This window comes from Amycolatopsis acidicola (assembly GCF_007713735.2).
Classification (GTDB): Bacteria; Actinomycetota; Actinomycetes; order Mycobacteriales; family Pseudonocardiaceae; genus Amycolatopsis_E; species Amycolatopsis_E acidicola.
Window position 1 is genome coordinate 104,623 of the sequence record NZ_VMNW02000005.1, and the last position, 17,004, is coordinate 121,626.

Below are 17,004 nucleotides of genomic sequence, written 5' to 3' on the forward strand. Positions count from 1 at the left end.
GTTGTGCCCGGACGGTTTCGCTCAGTTCTGCGGTGGTGCCGTCGACCCGGCCGGGAGCAGGCGCGGGGCGACGAGGTGTGCGCCGGGGCTCGGGCCCGCGGCGCCGGAGTGGCGGGCGTCCAAGCCCTCGATGAGCAGCTCGGCGGCGCGGCGGGCGAGTCCGGCGTAGTCCACCTGGATCGTGGTCAGCGGCGGGTTCGCCAGCGCGAACCACTGAGGATCGCCATACACCACAAGGGAAAGATCCTCCGGCACGCGCCGCCCGTCCGCCCACACCGCCTGCGCCGTGCCGACCGACAGCGAGCCACCACCGACGACCAGTGCCGTGATCCCCGTGGTAAGCAGGCTTTCCGCTGCCGCGTAGCCGTTTTCTTTCGTCGGCTCGACGAGCCGGGTTTCCATCCGCTCCGGATCGAGCCCCGCGAGCACCATCCCGCGCCGGATCCCGCGCAGCCGGACGGCGCCGTTGGACAGTTCCTCGGGCGTGCCCAGGTAGCCGATCGACGTGTGCCCGAGCGCGGCGAGGTGCAACACGCTCTCGACCATCACCTGCTCGTCGTCGCTGAACACGCCCGGCGCCTCGATCCCGGACGCGCGGTGCAGCTCCACCACAGGCAACCCGCCGAGCAGCCGGCGTGTTTCGTCGAGCACGCCGGTGGTGGGAGAGATGACCAGCCCGGCGATGCGGCTCGCGACCAGCTCGCGCAGCTGGCGCAGTTCTTGCTCGGGGTCGTTGCCGGTGACTGTCAGGATCATCTGCGTGCCGTCGGTGGAGAGCAGCCGCGCGCACTCCGCGGCGACGGCGGAGTAGGCGGGCGTGTCGACGTACGGGATGACGAACCCGACGAACGCCCTGCTGGTGTTGGCCGACAACGCCCTGGCCAGCCGGTTCGCGACGTACCCCCGGGACTCGGCGTAGGCCCGGATCCGCTCCGCCAGCTCGGGCCGGACGGCGGTACTTCCGTTGAGCGCGCGGGAAACCGTCGCCGTCGACACCCCAAGATCCCGGGCGAGATCGACGACGCCCACTGACCCGGCACGTCTCGGCTGAGCGGTCATTGTCAAGCCTTCGCTGTGATGTAAAGGTTTTCAAAGGGCGATGTAAACGTTTACATCGCCCCGTAACTCGATGATGACACCCGGCGAGTTCACCCGTCAACAGCCGGAGATCACGCTGCCCCGAACGGCCCAGGGTTTCGTTTTCCGGCTGGGGCGGGTCTTGAGGGTGGATCGCGCCAGCGATCCGCCCTAGAGGTGGGTGCTCATCCCCAACCACCCTCGCAACCGGCGGCCGACCTACGGGCCATGCCCATCCTGGATCCTGCCTCCCCGGCGGGGTTTTTCTCCTTGTTGTTGGCATTGTGGTTGCGCTGCAACAACAACGGACGCGCGCAGGGCGCGCTGTGTGCACCCCTCCGCCGCCCCGATCCGGGAGTATTTGCGGATTTGGGGGTTCGTCAAGGCGGGAAAGAGTACCTTGACAAACCCCCAAATCCGCAAAAGCAGGCTGGGGATCGGAGCGGCGGAGGGGTGTGGTCGTCGGGACGGCTCGCTTCGCGTTGCCGGGTGGCGGTTTGGGAGTGGGTCGTCGGGTGTTCCCGGCTTTCGTTGCTGGGTGGCGGTTTTCGAGAGGCTGCCCGGTGCATCGCCTTGCATCACCGGGTCACTGTCTTCGGGAGGGCGCCGGGTGCGCCGGCGTTCCTTGCCGGCTGCGGTTTCCGCTACTGCCCCGGTTCGCCGGACCGCACCGCGGCCCCAGCAGCCGCGGCGAGCGCCACCCCGAAAACCGCGTACGAAACCAAAAGCCCGCCGCTCTCCCCGGTATTACTGATCGCCCCACCCAATGCCTGGCCGAGCAGACTGCCAATCGCTTCGGCTGTGATGACCGCCGTCGCCAATTCTGCCGCGCCGAAGCCGCTGGTGCCTGCCGTCGTCGCCATCAAATACAGCGCGGGGTAAGCCAGCCCAACCCCGACACCTGCAACCGTCCAGGCGACGAGCGCCACTGGATAGGACGGGTCGAGAGCGAGCTGGACGGCCAGGACGAGTGTGCCGATCGCCGTCAAAGTCAGGCCCACCACGGGGAACCAGCGTTTCCCGCGCCGGTGCGCGAACCGTGCCGCGGCGAGGCTCGCCAGTGCCCACGCGAGGGGAGCGGCGCTGAGCACAACGGCGGCCCGCGCCAGGCTGACGTGGAATCCGGTGGTCAACAGCACGGTGACCAGACTGTCCGCGCCGAAATAGCCTAGCGCGAACAAGACCATCGCCCCAAGGGCTGCGGGCGTGCCGCGGCTGAGTCGTGCCGTGCCTCGCGGCATGATCGCGACCATTCCGGCCAGCGCCGCCACGGAGCCCAGCACGGTGATCGGCCACCAGCCGCCACCCAAAACGATGCACGCCGCGCCCAGCGGCACCAGCAAAGTCCGGCCGAGCGGACGGGGGGCTTCCTTCTGAGGACGGTCATCGCGAACCGTCCGAACGATCAACAAGCGTCCAATGAGGACGATCGGCACCGGCATCAGCAACGTCCAGCGCCAGCCGGCCAAATGCTCCAGCGCAAGTATCACGGGCGGGCCGACGAGCGCGGGGAGTATCCACATCGCCGACGAAGCCGCGATCACGCGCGCCCGGATCTTGTCGTCGAGATGCTCGATCGCCGCGCTCACCCCGAAAACGCCCAGCACACCACTGGCGAGGCCACCCGCCAGCTGTCCTAGCGCGAACACCCACGCCGTCTGCGAAGTAGCGGCCAGCACCAGGCCGCCGATATACGCGACCGTCCCGGCCGCGAGCGTCGTGCGCGCGCCGAGGTGGTGCAGCACCCGGCCTGCGAGCGGCAGTGCGATGAACAACCCCAACGTCGAACCGGCGATCAGCAAACCGAGCTGGTTTCCCGCACCCAAATCGTCGGCGACTACGGGGAGGAGCGTCGAGCCGACGAACCTGGTGACAGCAGCCGCGAACTCGAGGGTGATGATCCCGCCCGCCAGCACGGCGGGCCTCGCGCCGTTTCCCATGATCTTCCCGACCGTATCGCGAATGCACGAACCGTGCCCCGGCCATTCGGACCAATATTGCCCTGACAGAGCCCGTAAGGCACACTGGCCGTACCGCCGCTAATGGCGTTTCGGCAGGTGAAACGCCGTCCGGGAGCCCGTCACGGAGGCCGCGATGACCGAGCTGCCGGCGAACCCGCTGTCGATCGAGCTCGCGATTTCGCACCGCCGGTTCTGGTGGCAGATCGACGATGAGGATCAGCAGCCCGAACAGTGGCACGTCTCCGCGGACGTCTCCGTGCTCGACGCCTGTCCGGCCCGGGCGCGCCACGTCGGGGACATTTCCTTGGTCATCGCGGACCTGACCAGAGAACGGAATCTGCTCGATTCCGTGGTGCTGGGCGAATGGGCGCTGGAATTCGTCGCCGAGACAGTGCTCGATCCGGACGAGGGGAAACTGCATCCGGAATTGGACGCGAAGATCGGGCCCGGCCCGCCCCGGATGGTGATCCTGCGCCGCGTCGAGGTGATGGAGCCCTGGCGCGGGCACGGCCTCGGCGCTTCGCTGACCGCCGCCGCGCTGCGCATCCTCGCACCGGACGCGCGGATCGGCGCCTGCCGGGTTTCGCCGCTGGAGTTCCGGCCCGACGGCGACAGGGTCACCGCCGAATTCCTCAGCCTGCGTGCCGGTTCGATGCTGGAACGCATCGGTTTCCGCAGGTGGCGCGGGGTGCACGTGATCGACCTGCGTGATCCCGCGCTGCTGGACGCGCGCATGGACGTCCTCGACAGATGGTGGCCCGGCGCCCGCGGGGCCTGACGCCACCTCCCCGTCTCCGCCCGAACTTCCGCGCGCCCGACACTTGCGGACAGTGTCCGCAAGTGCTTGAGTAAGGCTCACCTAACAGAAGGGGGAGGTGCGCGATGTGGGTGCTGGCCGGACTGGCCGCCCTGGTGCTGCTCTTCCGCCGTAAGATCGGGAAAGGTCCTGGTATGGCAACGAGAATCACCGTCGGCGCGGTGCTGCTGGCGGCGTTTTCGGTGAGCACCGCGCAGACGGTCGTCATCGCCGCGCTGCCCGCTTTCGCCCGCGAGTTCGGCGTGTCCGGAACCACCGCGGCCTGGGCGTTGACGGCGTTCATGCTCGCCGCCGCGGTCGCCACGCCGATCGCCGGGCGACTCGGCGACCTGTTCGGTTATCGGCGGATCGCCTTGGTGTGCCTGGGTTTCTTCGTCGTCGGCCTGGTGTTGTGCGCGCTCGCGGGCTCGTTCCCGTTGCTGCTGGCGGGGCGGGCGCTGTCCGGCCTCGCGGCTGGCGTCTTCCCGCTGGCGTTCGGCCTCGTGCGGCGCGCCGCGTCGCGCGAACGGCTACCCGGCCTGATCGCCTTGCTGTCGGCGATGTTCGGCATCGGCGGCGCGGCCGGGATGCTCGTCGCGGGACCGCTGCTCGACTCGTTCGGCGCGGACTGGCTGTTCTGGCCGCTGCTGGTGCTGGGGGTCGTGGCGCTCGTGTTGATGATGCTGATACCTGCTGACGAGTCGGCCGTGGGCGGGCAGGTCGACCTCGCGGGCGCGGCGCTGCTCGGCTGCGCGCTGGTGGCATTGTTGCTCGGCATCAGCCAGGCGAAGGCGTGGCCTGCCGGCGCGACCATGGGGATTTTCGTTGTGGCGGCGGCATTCTTCGCCGGTTTCGCCGCGGTCGAGTTGCGGGTGCGGGGACCGCTGGTCGACCTGCGCGTGCTCGGGCGGCGCGCGATGGCCGTGACGAACCTCGCGACCGTGGTGGTCGGCGCGGCGATGTTCGGTGTGGTCACGCTGATCCCGCACCTGGTCGCGCAGGACAGGATCGCGGTGGCGCTGGTGCCGATGGTCGTGACGATGCTGGCCGCGACCCCGCTCGCACCCCGGCTCGGCGGCAGGTTGTCGGTGCGGGTGGGTGCCGCGCTGGGCATCTTTTCCTGTGTGGCACTGGTTTTCGCGCACGACGAGCTGTGGCAGATCTGCGTCGCGGGCCTGTTGCTCGGCGCCGGTTACGGGCTGTCCTTCGCTGCTTTCGGCACGCTCGTGGTCGACGCCGTCGAACCAGACCAGACCGGCGTGGCCACCGGCGTCAACACGATCGCCAGGACCGCCGGCGGCGCGATCGGTGCCCAGCTCGCCGCGGTGCTCGTGGTCGGGGGAAGTTATGGGCCCGCGTTCACGGTTTTCGCGCTGACCGCTTTGGTGGCTTTGGCCGTCACTGCGGCGTTGCCGCGTCACGTGCCCGTGGCGGTTTGAGCCGGAATTCGAGCAGGCATCGTTGCTCGGTCAGTTCCGTCACCGTCTCCAGGCTGAGCCCGTGTGGCGCGGCGAGCGCGCGGAATTCCTCGACGCGGCGTTCACGGCCGCCGAATATGACGAGCATGGCCAGGTTGATCGCACTGTCCGCGTGCCGCCCGCCCACCGGTTCCACGACCAGGACACAGCCGTCGGGCGCGGCCGCTTCCGCGCAACGGGCGAGGATTCGGTGGGCGTGCTGGTCATCCCAGTCGTGCAGGATGTCGAACAGCAGGTAGGCGTCCGCGCCCGCGGGCAACGGGTCGAAGAAGCTCCCCGCCGTGACCTGCGTCCGTTCGCCGAGATCCCGGGCTTCGAAAGTGCGACGAGCTTCGGTGACGGTCGGTTCGAGATCGACGAGGTGGCCGCGCAGCCCGGGATGCGCGGCCAGGGTCGCGGCGAGCACGGTGCCCCGGCCGCCGCCGACGTCGACCACGGTGGCGAACCGGGCCCAGTCGAAACCGGCGGCGATCCGGGGGAGTTGCTCGCGGGCCCGGTGGATCATCTGCTGGTCGAACGACTCTCTCAACCGGGGGTTCGCGGCAAGGTCGGCCCAGAAGTCCTGCCCGTAGCGGCGCGGGTAGGCGGCCTGCCCGGTGGCGATGCTGTGCGCGAGTTCGACGAACGCCAGTTCGGCGCGGCCGCCCGCCGAGTCCAGATCCAGCAGTAACCGGGTGAGGTCGTTGCCGGCGTCCGCGCAGAGGTGCGCGCCGAAGTCGGTGGTCCGGAAACCGGCACCGCCGCGTTCGACGATGCCGAGGCTCACAAGGTGGTCGAGCAGCAGTTCCAAAGCGACTGGATCGACGTCGAGGCCGAGATCGCCGACCGCCGCGCCGTCACCGCGAAGGAGGTCCGGCAGCCCCAACGTCACCGCGACGCGCAGGGCCATCGGCGTTGCGAGCCCGGCCATGTGGCGGAGCCTGGTCACCGCGTCCACGAGCGTGGTCAACCCTCCGGGTAGAAAACGAAAAGCGTGCAGCCGGTGGCGCTCCCGGGGACGTGCCAGGAGCCGGCCGGGGCGTGCAGGAACGTCCCGGCAGGATAGTCGCGGGCGCCGCCGCGGAGGTCTTCGGCACGGAGCGGGACGGGATGCCGCAGCACCACGAGTTCGAGGCGTGCACGCAAACCCCGGCGCCGCGCGCCCCGCTGGAGGAAACGACCCGCCGGCCGAGGCGATCGCTTCGCGCGCCAGTGGTGAACCTGCACTACCGGTCCCGGGACCAGATGAGCACCGCGCCGTTTTGTCCACTGTGTACGGACCAGCCCGCGACGAGACATCCGGTGAAGTTCTGTCTCTTCCAGGGAATTACCCGCCAGGGTGGTAACGCCTCGCCGCCTCGGGGCGATTGAGCTGAATGTCGTAACCGGGAGAGGAATCGATGTCGCACGTGTTGTGGTGGGTCCTGATCACGCTTGCCGTCCTACTCGCTGTCTACCTGGGCGTCTGGTGGACGGCAACCCGCGCAAGCCGATCGGAACACGTGACGCCGCAAGGGAAACTGTCGCAAACGGACCAGCGGCGGGTGCAGGCGCGGCGGGCCTACGCGGAGGCCCTGAGCGCCGCCGCGGTCAACGCGGCCGACGAGGGTCACAGCGAAGCGGCGGACGTCCTGCGCGAGCACGCCGCGCGCCTGCGCACGAGCGCGGGCGAGCCCGTGATCCCGCAGCCGCGGCGGGCGCCGGGCGTGGGCGAGTCTGGGCTGAGCATCCGCATCGTCCTGCGCAGGCCCGCTCGCACGGCCGCGCGTGCCCGTCAGCTCATGTGAAAGCCGCTGTGCGCCAATGGCTTTCCCATGAGCTGAACAGCGCCTGGTCAGCGCAGCGCGGCGAAGAACGCCCGGATATCGCCGACCACGTCCTCCGGCACCTCCAGCGCCGCGAAGTGGCCGCCGCGCTCGAACCGGCTCCAGTGCACGATATTCGAGTTGTCCCGCTCCGCGAACACCTTGATCGTCTGGAAATCGTCACGGAACACGGCGACACCCGTCGGCGCCTTGTTGACCGGCGCGGGTTCCCCGTCCGCGTTCTCGAAGTACGCCCGCGACATGCCGGCGGCCGCGTTGGCGAACCAGGTCACGGACACCTCGACCAGGATCTTTTCCAGTGGTACCAGCGAAGTCCCGTTGCCGAATGAGTTGAACAGCTCGCTGTAGGCGAGCAGCCCGACGGGCGAATCGCTCAGCCCGGCCGCGACGGTCTGCGGCCTGCTGGCGTTCATCGCGTTGTAGCCGCCGACCTTCTGGAACCACTTCATGTGCTCCAGTCCGGCGTAGTCCCGCGGCTCGAGCCGTTCGAACTCCGCGGGGTCGCCGGACGGGAAGGAGAACAGCTGCAGGACGTGCAGCCCGAGGAACCCGTCCGGAGCGAGCACGCCGAGTTCCCTGGCGACCATCGCGCCGTTGTCGGACCCGTGGACGCCGTAGCTCTGGTAGCCCAGCCGCCGCATCAGGGTGTCGTACGCGCGGGCGACCCGGCCGGTCGTCCAGCCGGATTCGTTGACGGGGTTGGAAAAACCGAACCCGGGAGCGTCCGGAATCACGACGTGGAAGGCGTCCTCGGCGCGCCCGCCGTGCGCCACCGGGTCGGTGAGCAGGTCGATGACGTCGAGGTAGTCCACCGACGAGCCGGGGTAGGTGTGGGCGAGCAGTAGCGGCGTCGCGCCGGCGTGCGGTGACTCGACGTGGATGAAGTGGATCGGCTGGCCGTCGACCTCGGTGAGGAAGTGCGGGTAGGAGTTGATGCGTCTTTCGGCGGCGCGCCAGTCGAATTCGCGCCACGCCTCGACGGCTTCGCGCAGGTAGTGGTTGGGGGTGCCGGTTTCCCAGCTGTCACCGGGAGCCGGCTGTGGCAGCCGGGTGCGGTCGAGGCGCTCCCGCAGGTCGGTCAGCTCGGCGTCGGTGATCTCGATGCGGAAGGGGTTGATCTCCGTGTTCGTCATGAGAACCACGCTAGAGTGCCTATAGGAAGGATTCGTTCCTAATAGCTGAGGCGATGTGAAAAACGACCCCGCGGCACGGTTGCTCGAACTCCTCGCGCTGCTGCAATCGCGCCCTTCGTGGAACGCCACCGAGCTGGCCGAGCGGCTCGGCGTCACCACGCGCACGATCCGCAACGACATCGAGCGGCTGCGCGCGCTCGGCTATCCCGTCGAGGCGGCCCGCGGCTCGACGGGTGGGTATCGGCTCGGCGCGGGCGGCAAGCTTCCGCCGTTGTTGCTGAACGACGAGGAAGCCGTCGCTGTCGCCATCGGCCTGCGCGCCGGGCGCGGTATCGCGGGGATCGAGGCGGCCAGCGCCCGCGCGCTCGCCAAGCTCGAACAGGTCCTGCCGTCGCGCCTGCGCCCGACAGTCGAGGCTGTGGCCACCACCGTGGATCACGCCCCGGAGAACACCGGCACCGACGCGCCGGATCCCGAGGTCGACCCTGGCGTGCTGCGCGCCATCGCCGCCGCGATCCACGACGTGGAATGGTTCCGCTTCGAGTACCGGGACGTTTTGCGCCTCGTGGAGCCGTATCGCCTGCTCGCCTGGCAGCGCCGCTGGTACCTGGTCGGCCGCGATCCGTCGAGCGGCGGGTGGGACGTCTTCCGCGTCGACTGGATCACCCCGCGAATGCGCACGAACCGCCGGTTTTCGCCCGTCGCTTTCCCCGACGGGGACTACACGGCGTTCACGATGCGGCAGGTGGCGAGCAGCGGGTGGCAGGTGTCCGCGCGCCTGCGGATCGACGCCCCGGCCCGCGAGGTCCTGGCGCGGATCAACCCCACGGTCGGGGTGGTCGAAGCGGTCACCGCGACCACTTCGGTGCTGGTCACCGGCGCGGACTCGCTGACGACGATCGCGGCGTACATCGGCATGCTGGGCCTGGATTTCACCGTCGAATCCCCGGCCGAGCTGAGGACGCTGCTGCGCACGTTCGCGGAGCGCTACGCCCGCGCCTGAACGTGTCATCGAAAACTCATCCCGCGTCCCTAGGCTCCCGCACAGCGGGACGGCGCCGATGGGTCCGTCCACTTCGGACGATGGAGGTCTTCGATGTCAGATCTGCTGCACAAGCTGGTTTCCGCGTTGCTCACCGGCGCGCTCGTCGCGTTCGTCGGCTGGCTCAGCGTCACCGTTCGCAAGCGGAAGGTCCAACGGGCCGAAGCCGCCGCGCCGGCGCCGGTGGAGGACCGGTCGCAGGCGTTGCTGCGGCACGCGCAGCAGGCAGACCACGACCGCGACCGGTTGGCGTCCGCCGGGCGGCCCGCCGACGCGGTCGCGCAGGCCAGGATGGCTGTCGAGCAGTGGAGCAGGCTCGCCGAGCTTCGGCCGGGCCGTTTCCAGGCCGAACGGCAGAACTCGTTGCGGCGCCTGGGAGATCTGCTGGCGCAGTCGGGACAGGCTGACGAAGCGACGCGGGTTCGCCAAGAAGCCGCACGGGCTGTCTGAGCGCTGTCATGGCTGGAGCAACTTGGACGGGTCGGCACGGCACGCTGGACGCGGTGGCCGACGACATCGCACGGACGCTCGGACGGGAGCTCGGCCTCGCCGGGACGCCCGCGACGATGACGCTTCCGCCCGAGAGCGCGGGTGTTCCGGCAGGAAGCCTGCTGCCGCCGCGTGAGCGGTTCAGCGGAATACCCGCGCCCACACACGGTTTCATCTACGCCGACGGGCAACAGCCACGCCCGTTCGAGCTGCGGGTTTCGATCATGAGTGGCCGCAACGGTTTCCGCCGGGCGCTCGGGATGGGGACGCTGGTCTACGCCGTGCCGCTCACGACGTCCGGTTCGGCACGCGTCGCGCTGCGGGGCGCCGTGTTCCAGGGTGACCCGAGGGCCATGGACCGGCTGAACGCGGACAAAGCCTTGCTGGACAAGGTGAACGCGCTGGCCCCGGCGGCCGCGGCGCCGAGCGGCATCCACCGGTGGGAAGTGGAGCGGATGGTCGCCCTCGAGCCGATGTCGCAGGGCACCGTGCTGATGCTGCGCACCCTGCACCGCGTCACGCCGAGCGGCTGGACGCTTCGCTCCGGCGCGGTCCTGGAGCTCGCCGCACACCTCGAGGCAGCCCTGCGATGAAGCATCGGGGCGAGTGCTTGCGCCCGGACGGCACGTGCGGCTACAAACGCAAGGGCTGGCAACCGAAAAGCTGGTACTGAACGGAAGAGCGCGAAGCCTGCGGGCTCCCTGACCACAACCGTGACCACCACCGGGACCTCCTCGAAGCCGCCCCGCGCGGTCTGCCAATGTGCGGAACCGGCGGGACGATCAGCTCGTCCCGCCGGTTCCGCCTGAGCCGCTCAAGCAGCCCGGTTGAACAGCTTCTTCGACCAGAGGTACCCGCCGAGGGCGATCAGCGCGCACCAGCCGAGTGCGAAGTACGCGTTGTTACCGATGGGCGTACCCAGCAGCAGCCCCCGCATCGTCTCGATGATCGGCGTGAACGGCTGGTACTCGGCGATCCACCGCAGCCCGGCCGGCATCGAGTCGGTGGGCACGAACCCGCTGGACAGGAACGGCAGCAGGATCAGCGGCATGGGCAGGTTGCTCGCCGTCTCCACGCTCTTGCTGACCTGTCCGAGCGCTACCGAAAGCCACACCAGCGCGAACGTCACGACGATCAGGAACCCCGCCGTGGCAAGCCATTCCCCGAAGGACGCGGTGGGCCGGAAGCCGACGAGCAGCGCCACCCCGATCACGAGCGTGAGGCTGATCAGCGCCTGGACGACACTGCCGACCACGTGCCCCGTCAGCACCGAGACGCGGGCGATGGCCATGGTGCGGAAGCGGGCGATGATGCCCTCGGTCAGGTCGGTCGCGACCGAGATCGCGGTGCCCTGCACGACGGCGGTGATCGTCATCAGGATGATCGCCGGCGTCACGTAGTTCACGTATGCCGCGCGCCCGCCGCCCGGTGTGCCGAGCCCGTCGCCGAGCGTGCCGCCGAAAACGTAGACGAACAGCAGCAGGAACACGATCGGCATACCGGCGAGCAGCACGGTCATGGACGGGTATCTCCGCATGTGCTTGAGGTTGCGGCGCAACATCGTCGCGGAGTCGCGCAGCGCCAGGGCCGGGGTGCTCATCGGGCGGCCACCTTTCCGTTGCCGGTGAGAGTGAGGAAGACGTCGTCGAGGTCGGGTGTGTGCACCGACAGGTCGCCCACCTCGATCGACGCGCGGTCGAGCCGGTCGATCAGCTCCTTGAGCGAGCTGACGCTGCCGTCGCCGGGCACGCGCAGGACGAGCGTTTCGGGCTCCGGGATGGCCGGGCCGAGCGCGCGCTGTGCGGCCGCGAAACTGTGCGAGTCCGGGAATTCCAGCCGGACGTGCCCGCCGGGGATGCGCCGTTTGAGCTCGGACGCCGTGCCCTCGGCGATGATCCGCCCGTGGTCGAGTACCGCGATGGAGTCCGCCAGCACGTCGGCTTCGTCCAGGTACTGCGTGGTGAGGAGAATGCCGACGCCCCCGGCGACCAGTTCCCGCACGACCTGCCACATGTCGCGGCGGCTGCGCGGATCGAGTCCGGTGGTCGGTTCGTCGAGGAAGATCACCCGCGGGTCGCCGATGAGGGTCATCGCGAGGTCGAGCCTGCGCCGCATACCGCCCGAGTAGGTCGAAGCCGGTTTCGCGGCCGCCTCGGTGAGGTCGAATCGTTCGAGCAGATCGGTGATGCGGCGACGGCTCTCGGCGCGGCCGAGGTGGTGCAGATCGGCCATCAGCTTCAGGTTCTCCGCACCGGTGAGGAGGTTGTCCACCGCGGAGAACTGGCCGGTGACGCCGATCGCGGCGCGCACCCCGTCGGGATCCTCGGCCAGCTCGTGCCCCGCTATTCGTGCCGTGCCCGAATCGGGTCTGAGCAGTGTGGACAGGATGTTCACCGTGGTCGTCTTGCCGGCGCCGTTCGGGCCGAGCAGCGCGAAGATCGAGCCCGTCGGCACCTTCAGGTCGACGCCGTCGAGCACCACCTTCTCCCCGAAGGATTTCTTCAGCCCGGTCGCCTCGATCGCGGTCGTGGTCGTCATCGTCGTTTTTCCTTTCGTGGCAGTGAGAATCAGGCGCGCCGGATGGTGATGTCGCCGAACCCGCTGTCCGCGCGGACCTCGACGGTGTCCTCGGTCGGCCCGGGTTCCGCGGCGGGCTCCTCCAGTTCGTTGCGCAGCCTGCCGTAGCCGGTGTGCACGTCGAGCCAAGCGGCGACGCCCTTGCTGATCCCGGCTTCGATGTCGCCGTGCGCGGTCTTGAGCGACACCGAACCGCGGTGCACCGCGCCGACCGTGATGGTCCCGTTGGAGGTCTTGGCCTCCAGATCGCCGGCCGCGTCACCGATGTGGATCTCGCCGTTGGAGTTCTTCGCGACCAGCGCGCCTTCGGCCTCGCCGATCTGCACCCGGCCCGTGCCGGTGCTGATGTCGGCGGTGCCCGCGATCCGGTTCACTTTCACGTGCCCGGCGCCGGTGTCCACGTGAAGCTGGCCGGTGGCGTCGAACTGGACGTGCCCGGCGCCGGTCTTGTACGAGCATTCGCCGAGCTCACCCGTGGCCTGCAGATCGCCGAGCTGGGTCTTGACGCTCAGCCGCGAACCGGCGGGCAGTTCGAGGTTCACGTCGACCGAGCGGGACTTCTTGGACATGTCGAACGCGCGGATCTTGGGGCCGGTGATCAGGAGCGTGCCGTCGTTGTACTCGGTGCGGACCTGCTTCGCCGCCTTGACGTCGGATTCGTCGCCCTCCTGTGTCGGGCGCACTTCGACGACGGTGTCGGTGCGGTCGGTCGCGGTCACGTGCAGGTAGCCGACCCCGAGTTCGACCGTGACGGCGATCGGCGCGGGGGTTTCGAAAGTGGGCATGGTGGTCCCCTTGTGGTGTCGTGGTTGGGAGTTCTTGCTGGTGGCGGCTGGTCAGCGAACCCAGCCGGTGTAGCGCTGCTGCCCGGTTTTCCCGTGGGCGCGGGCGGGCTGTTCCCGGTCCTGCTGCTGGAGCGCGGCCGAGGCGACGCGGACGAGCCAGGCGTTGACCGAGCGGCCTTCCTTGCCAGCGGCCTCCTCGATTGCCGCCTTGAGTGGCTCGGGAAGACGGAAGTTGATCCGCGCCGTGGCGGCGTCTTCGTTGCCCGGCAAGGCTTCCACGGCCGGCGGGGTGTCACGGGACGGTGCCACGTCCGCCGCCCGCTTCGGCTGGGGGAGCCGGACGACGAAATCCGGGTCACGTCCACGCAGGCGGAGCTCGACGGAGCCGGGCGCGAGCTCGCGGGTGATTTCCTCGGCGGCGGACGACAGCGTCTCCAGCAGCGTGAGCCGGATGGCCGACTCCAGCGAACCGGCCAGGCGCTCGATCAGTTCCTGTGCCTCCGCGTCCCCGGTTCCGGCGAGGGTGGCGAACTCACGGCCGAGGCCGTCGACGAACGGTGTCAAGTGCATGACGCCATAGTGGTGCCATCATGGCGCCATGTCAAGCCATAGTGGCGCCGAGATGGCGTAATGCCAGGTGAAGGGCTTGATTTCGGGTCCTGGGTGCCTGCGGTGGAATCTGGGATAACGGGCCATGGGCTGCTGCGTTTGTCGTAAACTCTGAGTATGTCGGCGGTCACGGCCCGGTTCGCCCGGTGTGCGGAAACAGCCGGAATTGCCTGCCCCGGGGCGGTCCGGTGACGGCAGGCGGCGAGTCACCGCCGAGGCTGGAGCTCGCGGTACTCGGTCCTGTCCGGGCCTGGTACGACGGGCAGCCGCTGAGCCTGGGGCCGGTCCTGCGTCAGGCGGTGCTGGTCGCGTTGGTATTGCGCCCCGACGTCACGGTGAGCCAGCGCGATCTGGTCGACAGGGTGTGGGGCGCGTTCCCGCCGGACAGTGACGGCGTGCCGGGGTACGTCTATCAGCTGCGGAAGTCGCTCGTAGCCGCCGGCGTGCCCGCGAAGTCGGTGCTGCGCACGGATCCCGGCGGCTACCGGTTCGTCAGCGCCGGGGTGGCGGTGGACGCGGTACGGCTGGACGAGCTCGCCGCCGAAGCCCGCCGCTCGGCCGAGGCCGGGGAATCGGCCGCGGCGATCGACGCGTACGGCAGAGCGCTCGCGTTGTTCGAAGGCGTGCCGCTGGCCGGGCTGCCCGGCCCCTTCGCGGAGGGGGAGCGGCGCCGGCTCGTCGAGCGCAGGATCGGTCTGGCACAAGGCAAAGCCGACGCGCTGATCCGGCTGGGCCAGTACGACGGGGCGATCGAAGAACTTTCCGCGCTGATAGCGGAGTACCCGGTCAGCGAACCCTTGACGGGCCTGCTGATGCGCGCGCTCTACGGCGCCGGACGGCAGGCCGACGCGCTCGACACGTGGCGCGAGTTCCGGGAAAGGCTGATCGAGGAGCTGGGCCTCGAGCCCGGCGAGGAGCTGCGCCGCGTGCACGAAGCCGTGCTGCGCGGGGCGGACAGCGAACTCGGCGTCGCTTCGCGCCCGGAGCCTGCCCGCCGAATCCGGGACGAGCTTCCCAACGACGTAGGAGACTTGGCGGGTCGGGAGAACGAGCTGGCGTTGCTCACCGTGGGCGCGGCGGGCAACGGGGTTTCGGTGTCGGCGGTGGACGGGGTCGCCGGGGCGGGCAAGACGGCGCTCGTCGTGCGTGCGGCTCAAGCCATGCGCGAGGAATGTCCCGACGGCAGCCTGTTTCTGGAGCTGCACGGGCACAGCGAAGGCCGTGGCGCGTTGGCGCCGGAGCGCGCGTTGCGCCGGTTGCTGCGTTCGGTCGGCGTCGACGACCGGAACATCCCGGACGACCTTGACGAACTGTCCGCGAACTGGCGCGCGGCCACGTCGTCGACGCGGCTGGTGCTGGTGTTCGACAACGCGGCCGGCGCCGAGCAGGTTCGCCCGCTGCTGCCCGGCGGCACGGGTAACAGGGTCTTGGTCACGAGCCGTCGCAGGCTGACCGGACTCGACGTCGAACGCCGGATCTCCTTGGGCCCCTTGGCATCCGAAGCCGCGGCCGGGCTGCTGAGCAGGCTGGTCGGCCCCGCGCGCGCGGGGAACGAACGCGAGGCGGTCCGCGAGCTGGCCCGGCTGTGCGGACGGTTGCCGCTCGCCCTGCGCATCGCGGGCGCCCGGCTGCAGAACCGTCCGATGTGGACGTTCGGGGACCTGGTCGCCCGGCTCGCCGACGACGCGGGCAGGCTCGGCGAACTGACCGCCGAGGCCCGCAGCGTCGAGGCGGCGTTCCGGCTGTCCTACGAGCAGTTGACGACGGAAGAGCAACAGGCCTTCCGCGCGCTGGGGCTCGCGCCCGCGGCGGAGCTGGACAAACTGGTGCTCGGCGCGATGCTCGGCTGGCCGCCGCACGTCGCCGAAAGCGTGCTGGAAAGTCTGGTCGACGCGAACCTGTTGCTGGCGCCCGCGGCGGGACGCTACCGGATGCACGACCTGGTCGCGGTGTACTCGCGGCGGCTTGCGGCGCAGGAGCCGGACGAGGTGGTGAGCGCGCTGCGTGCCGGCGCGCTGCAGCTGTACCTCGACGCGGCCAGGGCGGCCAGCGAGTGGGGTGGTTCCGCCTTCGTCAGCGGGCCGCAGTCCGGCAAGACCTCGTTCGAAGGGCTCGCGGACGCCTCGGCGTGGCTCGACAACGCCGGTGACCTCGCCGAAGTGGTCGCGCACGCCGGCGCGATCGGCCGCGCGGACTACGCCTGCCGGCTGGCCGAGAGTCTTGTCGACTACATGTTCCGGCGCGGCCGGTATCACGAATGCCTGACCCTGCTGGAAGACGCACTGTCCCAAGTGGACAACGTGCCGGACGGGCGGCTGGCCACGTCGTTGCGATTCGGCCTCGGCTGGACGCACCTCAGCCGGGGCGACTACGAGCAGGCGCGGACGTGGGTCACCGACGGGCTGCGCATCGTCGAACAGCTCGGGGACAAGCGGGAGCTGGCGAAGGGCCTGGTCGCGCTCGGCACGGTGACGATGGCCGTCGGCCCGCACGACGAGGCGCTCGACGTGCTGCCGAGGGCCCTGGCGGCGGCGATGGAGGTGGAGGACGACTGGCTCGCCGAACGCGCGATCTCCGCCCTCGGCTACATCCACCACGTGCAGGGCCAACACGAGAAGTCGCTGGAGTTCTTCGCTCAGTCGCGTGTGCTCGCGGAGAAGATCGGCAACCCGGCCATGCTCGGCCGGGCACAGTGCTACATCGGCAGCGTGCAGGCCCGCATGGGGCGGTTTCCCGAGGCGGCCCAAGCGCTGCGCGAGTCCGTCGCGCTCGGCGAGCAGGTGGACGATCTGCTGCTGCTCGTCGGTTCGCTGACCAGGCTCGGCACGGTGGAACAGGAACTGGGCAACCTGGAACTGGCGCTCGAACTCCAGCAGCGCGCGCTCGCGAAGCTCACCGAGCAGACGGCCGGGATGATGGAGGCGGAGGTGCGCAACCGGCTCGGTTCCTGCCTGGTGGCGCGCGGCGAAATCGCCGCCGCCCGGGAGCAGTTCGAGCGTGTGCTCACGCTGCCGTCCGACAGGTCGATGCGGGACGAGCGGGCAGCCGCCGAGGCGGGCCTGACTTCCTGCGAAGCCTGACCCGTGCGGCGATTCGATCAGGATTTCATCGGCCCGCGTTAGCGTGACGGCGGTGCCGAGGCCGCTGCCCGGCTGGGTGCGGCCGCGCAGGGGGCGGGTGCGCTTCGTGCCGGGCACCGGCTTCGCCCGCACCGCGTCGTTGCGGTGCGGGCACTGCGGTGTTCCCGATGCC

Annotated in this window: 15 protein-coding genes and 1 pseudogene; 7 read left to right on the top strand and 9 right to left on the bottom strand. The window is 69.8% G+C overall.

Annotated features, from left to right (window positions below; translation table 11 throughout):
• Positions 1–21 precede the first annotated feature (21 nt).
• Both FPZ12_RS05700 and FPZ12_RS05705 read right to left on the bottom strand, forming a co-directional pair.
• Complete coding sequence (locus tag FPZ12_RS05700) at positions 22–1,029, bottom strand: LacI family DNA-binding transcriptional regulator (protein ID WP_166462587.1); 1,008 nt, start codon at positions 1,027–1,029, stop codon at positions 22–24.
• Positions 1,030–1,721: 692 nt separating this feature from the next.
• The gene (locus FPZ12_RS05705) at positions 1,722–3,017 is read right to left on the bottom strand and encodes an MFS transporter (protein WP_144746094.1); all 1,296 of its coding nucleotides are present in this window, start codon (positions 3,015–3,017) and stop codon (positions 1,722–1,724) included.
• Between the two features lie 154 nt (positions 3,018–3,171).
• On the opposite strand from FPZ12_RS05705, the gene FPZ12_RS45470 reads away from it, so the two are divergent.
• On the top strand, positions 3,172–3,816 hold the full coding sequence (locus FPZ12_RS45470; RefSeq protein WP_166462588.1) for a hypothetical protein: 645 nt from the start codon (positions 3,172–3,174) through the stop codon (positions 3,814–3,816).
• A gap of 173 nt (positions 3,817–3,989) precedes the next feature.
• Complete coding sequence (locus FPZ12_RS05710) at positions 3,990–5,273, top strand: MFS transporter (RefSeq protein WP_166462589.1); 1,284 nt, start codon at positions 3,990–3,992, stop codon at positions 5,271–5,273.
• On the opposite strand, the gene FPZ12_RS05715 is transcribed toward FPZ12_RS05710, so the two are convergent.
• Together FPZ12_RS05715 and FPZ12_RS46975 are read right to left on the bottom strand one after the other, a co-directional pair.
• Positions 5,233–6,222 carry a methyltransferase gene (locus FPZ12_RS05715; RefSeq protein WP_144746092.1) on the bottom strand — a complete coding sequence of 330 codons (990 nt, stop codon included), beginning with the start codon at positions 6,220–6,222 and terminating at the stop codon, positions 5,233–5,235. The two genes, FPZ12_RS05710 and FPZ12_RS05715, sit on opposite strands and share 41 nt — an antisense overlap.
• Before the next feature lie 35 nt (positions 6,223–6,257).
• Positions 6,258–6,368 (bottom strand): annotated as a pseudogene (locus tag FPZ12_RS46975) (cupin domain-containing protein); the annotation flags it as partial.
• 323 nt (positions 6,369–6,691) lie between these two features.
• On the opposite strand from FPZ12_RS46975, the gene FPZ12_RS05725 reads away from it, so the two are divergent.
• A complete protein-coding gene (locus FPZ12_RS05725) occupies positions 6,692–7,078 on the top strand; it encodes a hypothetical protein (protein ID WP_144746091.1) in 387 nt (128 codons plus the stop codon).
• A 47-nt stretch (positions 7,079–7,125) separates the two neighbouring features.
• Here the strand turns inward: FPZ12_RS05725 and FPZ12_RS05730 are convergent, their stop codons facing one another.
• Positions 7,126–8,250 (bottom strand): epoxide hydrolase family protein, encoded by a 1,125-nt coding sequence (locus tag FPZ12_RS05730; protein WP_144746090.1) that lies wholly within the window; start codon positions 8,248–8,250, stop codon positions 7,126–7,128.
• A gap of 55 nt (positions 8,251–8,305) precedes the next feature.
• On the opposite strand from FPZ12_RS05730, the gene FPZ12_RS05735 reads away from it, so the two are divergent.
• From FPZ12_RS05735 to FPZ12_RS05745, 3 genes are all read left to right on the top strand, one after another.
• Positions 8,306–9,253, top strand: a complete 948-nt coding sequence (locus FPZ12_RS05735; RefSeq protein WP_208025761.1) for a helix-turn-helix transcriptional regulator — start codon at positions 8,306–8,308, stop codon at positions 9,251–9,253.
• 93 nt (positions 9,254–9,346) lie between these two features.
• Positions 9,347–9,742, top strand: a complete 396-nt coding sequence (locus tag FPZ12_RS05740; protein WP_144746089.1) for a hypothetical protein — start codon at positions 9,347–9,349, stop codon at positions 9,740–9,742.
• Positions 9,743–9,750: 8 nt separating this feature from the next.
• Positions 9,751–10,374: a hypothetical protein gene (locus FPZ12_RS05745; RefSeq protein ID WP_144746088.1), complete on the top strand. Its 624-nt coding sequence runs from the start codon at positions 9,751–9,753 to the stop codon at positions 10,372–10,374.
• A gap of 221 nt (positions 10,375–10,595) precedes the next feature.
• On the opposite strand, the gene FPZ12_RS05750 is transcribed toward FPZ12_RS05745, so the two are convergent.
• Genes FPZ12_RS05750 through FPZ12_RS05765 form a run of 4 tightly spaced genes read right to left on the bottom strand, consistent with a single transcriptional unit; the run spans position 10,596 to position 13,713 of the window.
• Positions 10,596–11,381, bottom strand: coding sequence for an ABC transporter permease (locus FPZ12_RS05750; protein WP_144746087.1), 786 nt, complete (start codon positions 11,379–11,381; stop codon positions 10,596–10,598).
• Complete coding sequence (locus FPZ12_RS05755) at positions 11,378–12,319, bottom strand: ATP-binding cassette domain-containing protein (RefSeq protein ID WP_144746086.1); 942 nt, start codon at positions 12,317–12,319, stop codon at positions 11,378–11,380. The genes FPZ12_RS05750 and FPZ12_RS05755 overlap by 4 nt, the downstream gene beginning before the upstream one ends.
• Positions 12,320–12,348: 29 nt before the next feature.
• The gene (locus tag FPZ12_RS05760) at positions 12,349–13,143 is read right to left on the bottom strand and encodes a DUF4097 family beta strand repeat-containing protein (protein ID WP_144746085.1); all 795 of its coding nucleotides are present in this window, start codon (positions 13,141–13,143) and stop codon (positions 12,349–12,351) included.
• Positions 13,144–13,194: 51 nt separating this feature from the next.
• Positions 13,195–13,713 carry a hypothetical protein gene (locus tag FPZ12_RS05765; RefSeq protein ID WP_144746084.1) on the bottom strand — a complete coding sequence of 173 codons (519 nt, stop codon included), beginning with the start codon at positions 13,711–13,713 and terminating at the stop codon, positions 13,195–13,197.
• Between the two features lie 227 nt (positions 13,714–13,940).
• Here FPZ12_RS05765 and FPZ12_RS05770 point away from each other — a divergent pair, with 227 nt between their 5' ends.
• Positions 13,941–16,832, top strand: a complete 2,892-nt coding sequence (locus FPZ12_RS05770) for an AfsR/SARP family transcriptional regulator (RefSeq protein WP_150980192.1) — start codon at positions 13,941–13,943, stop codon at positions 16,830–16,832.
• Positions 16,833–17,004: the final 172 nt, after the last annotated feature.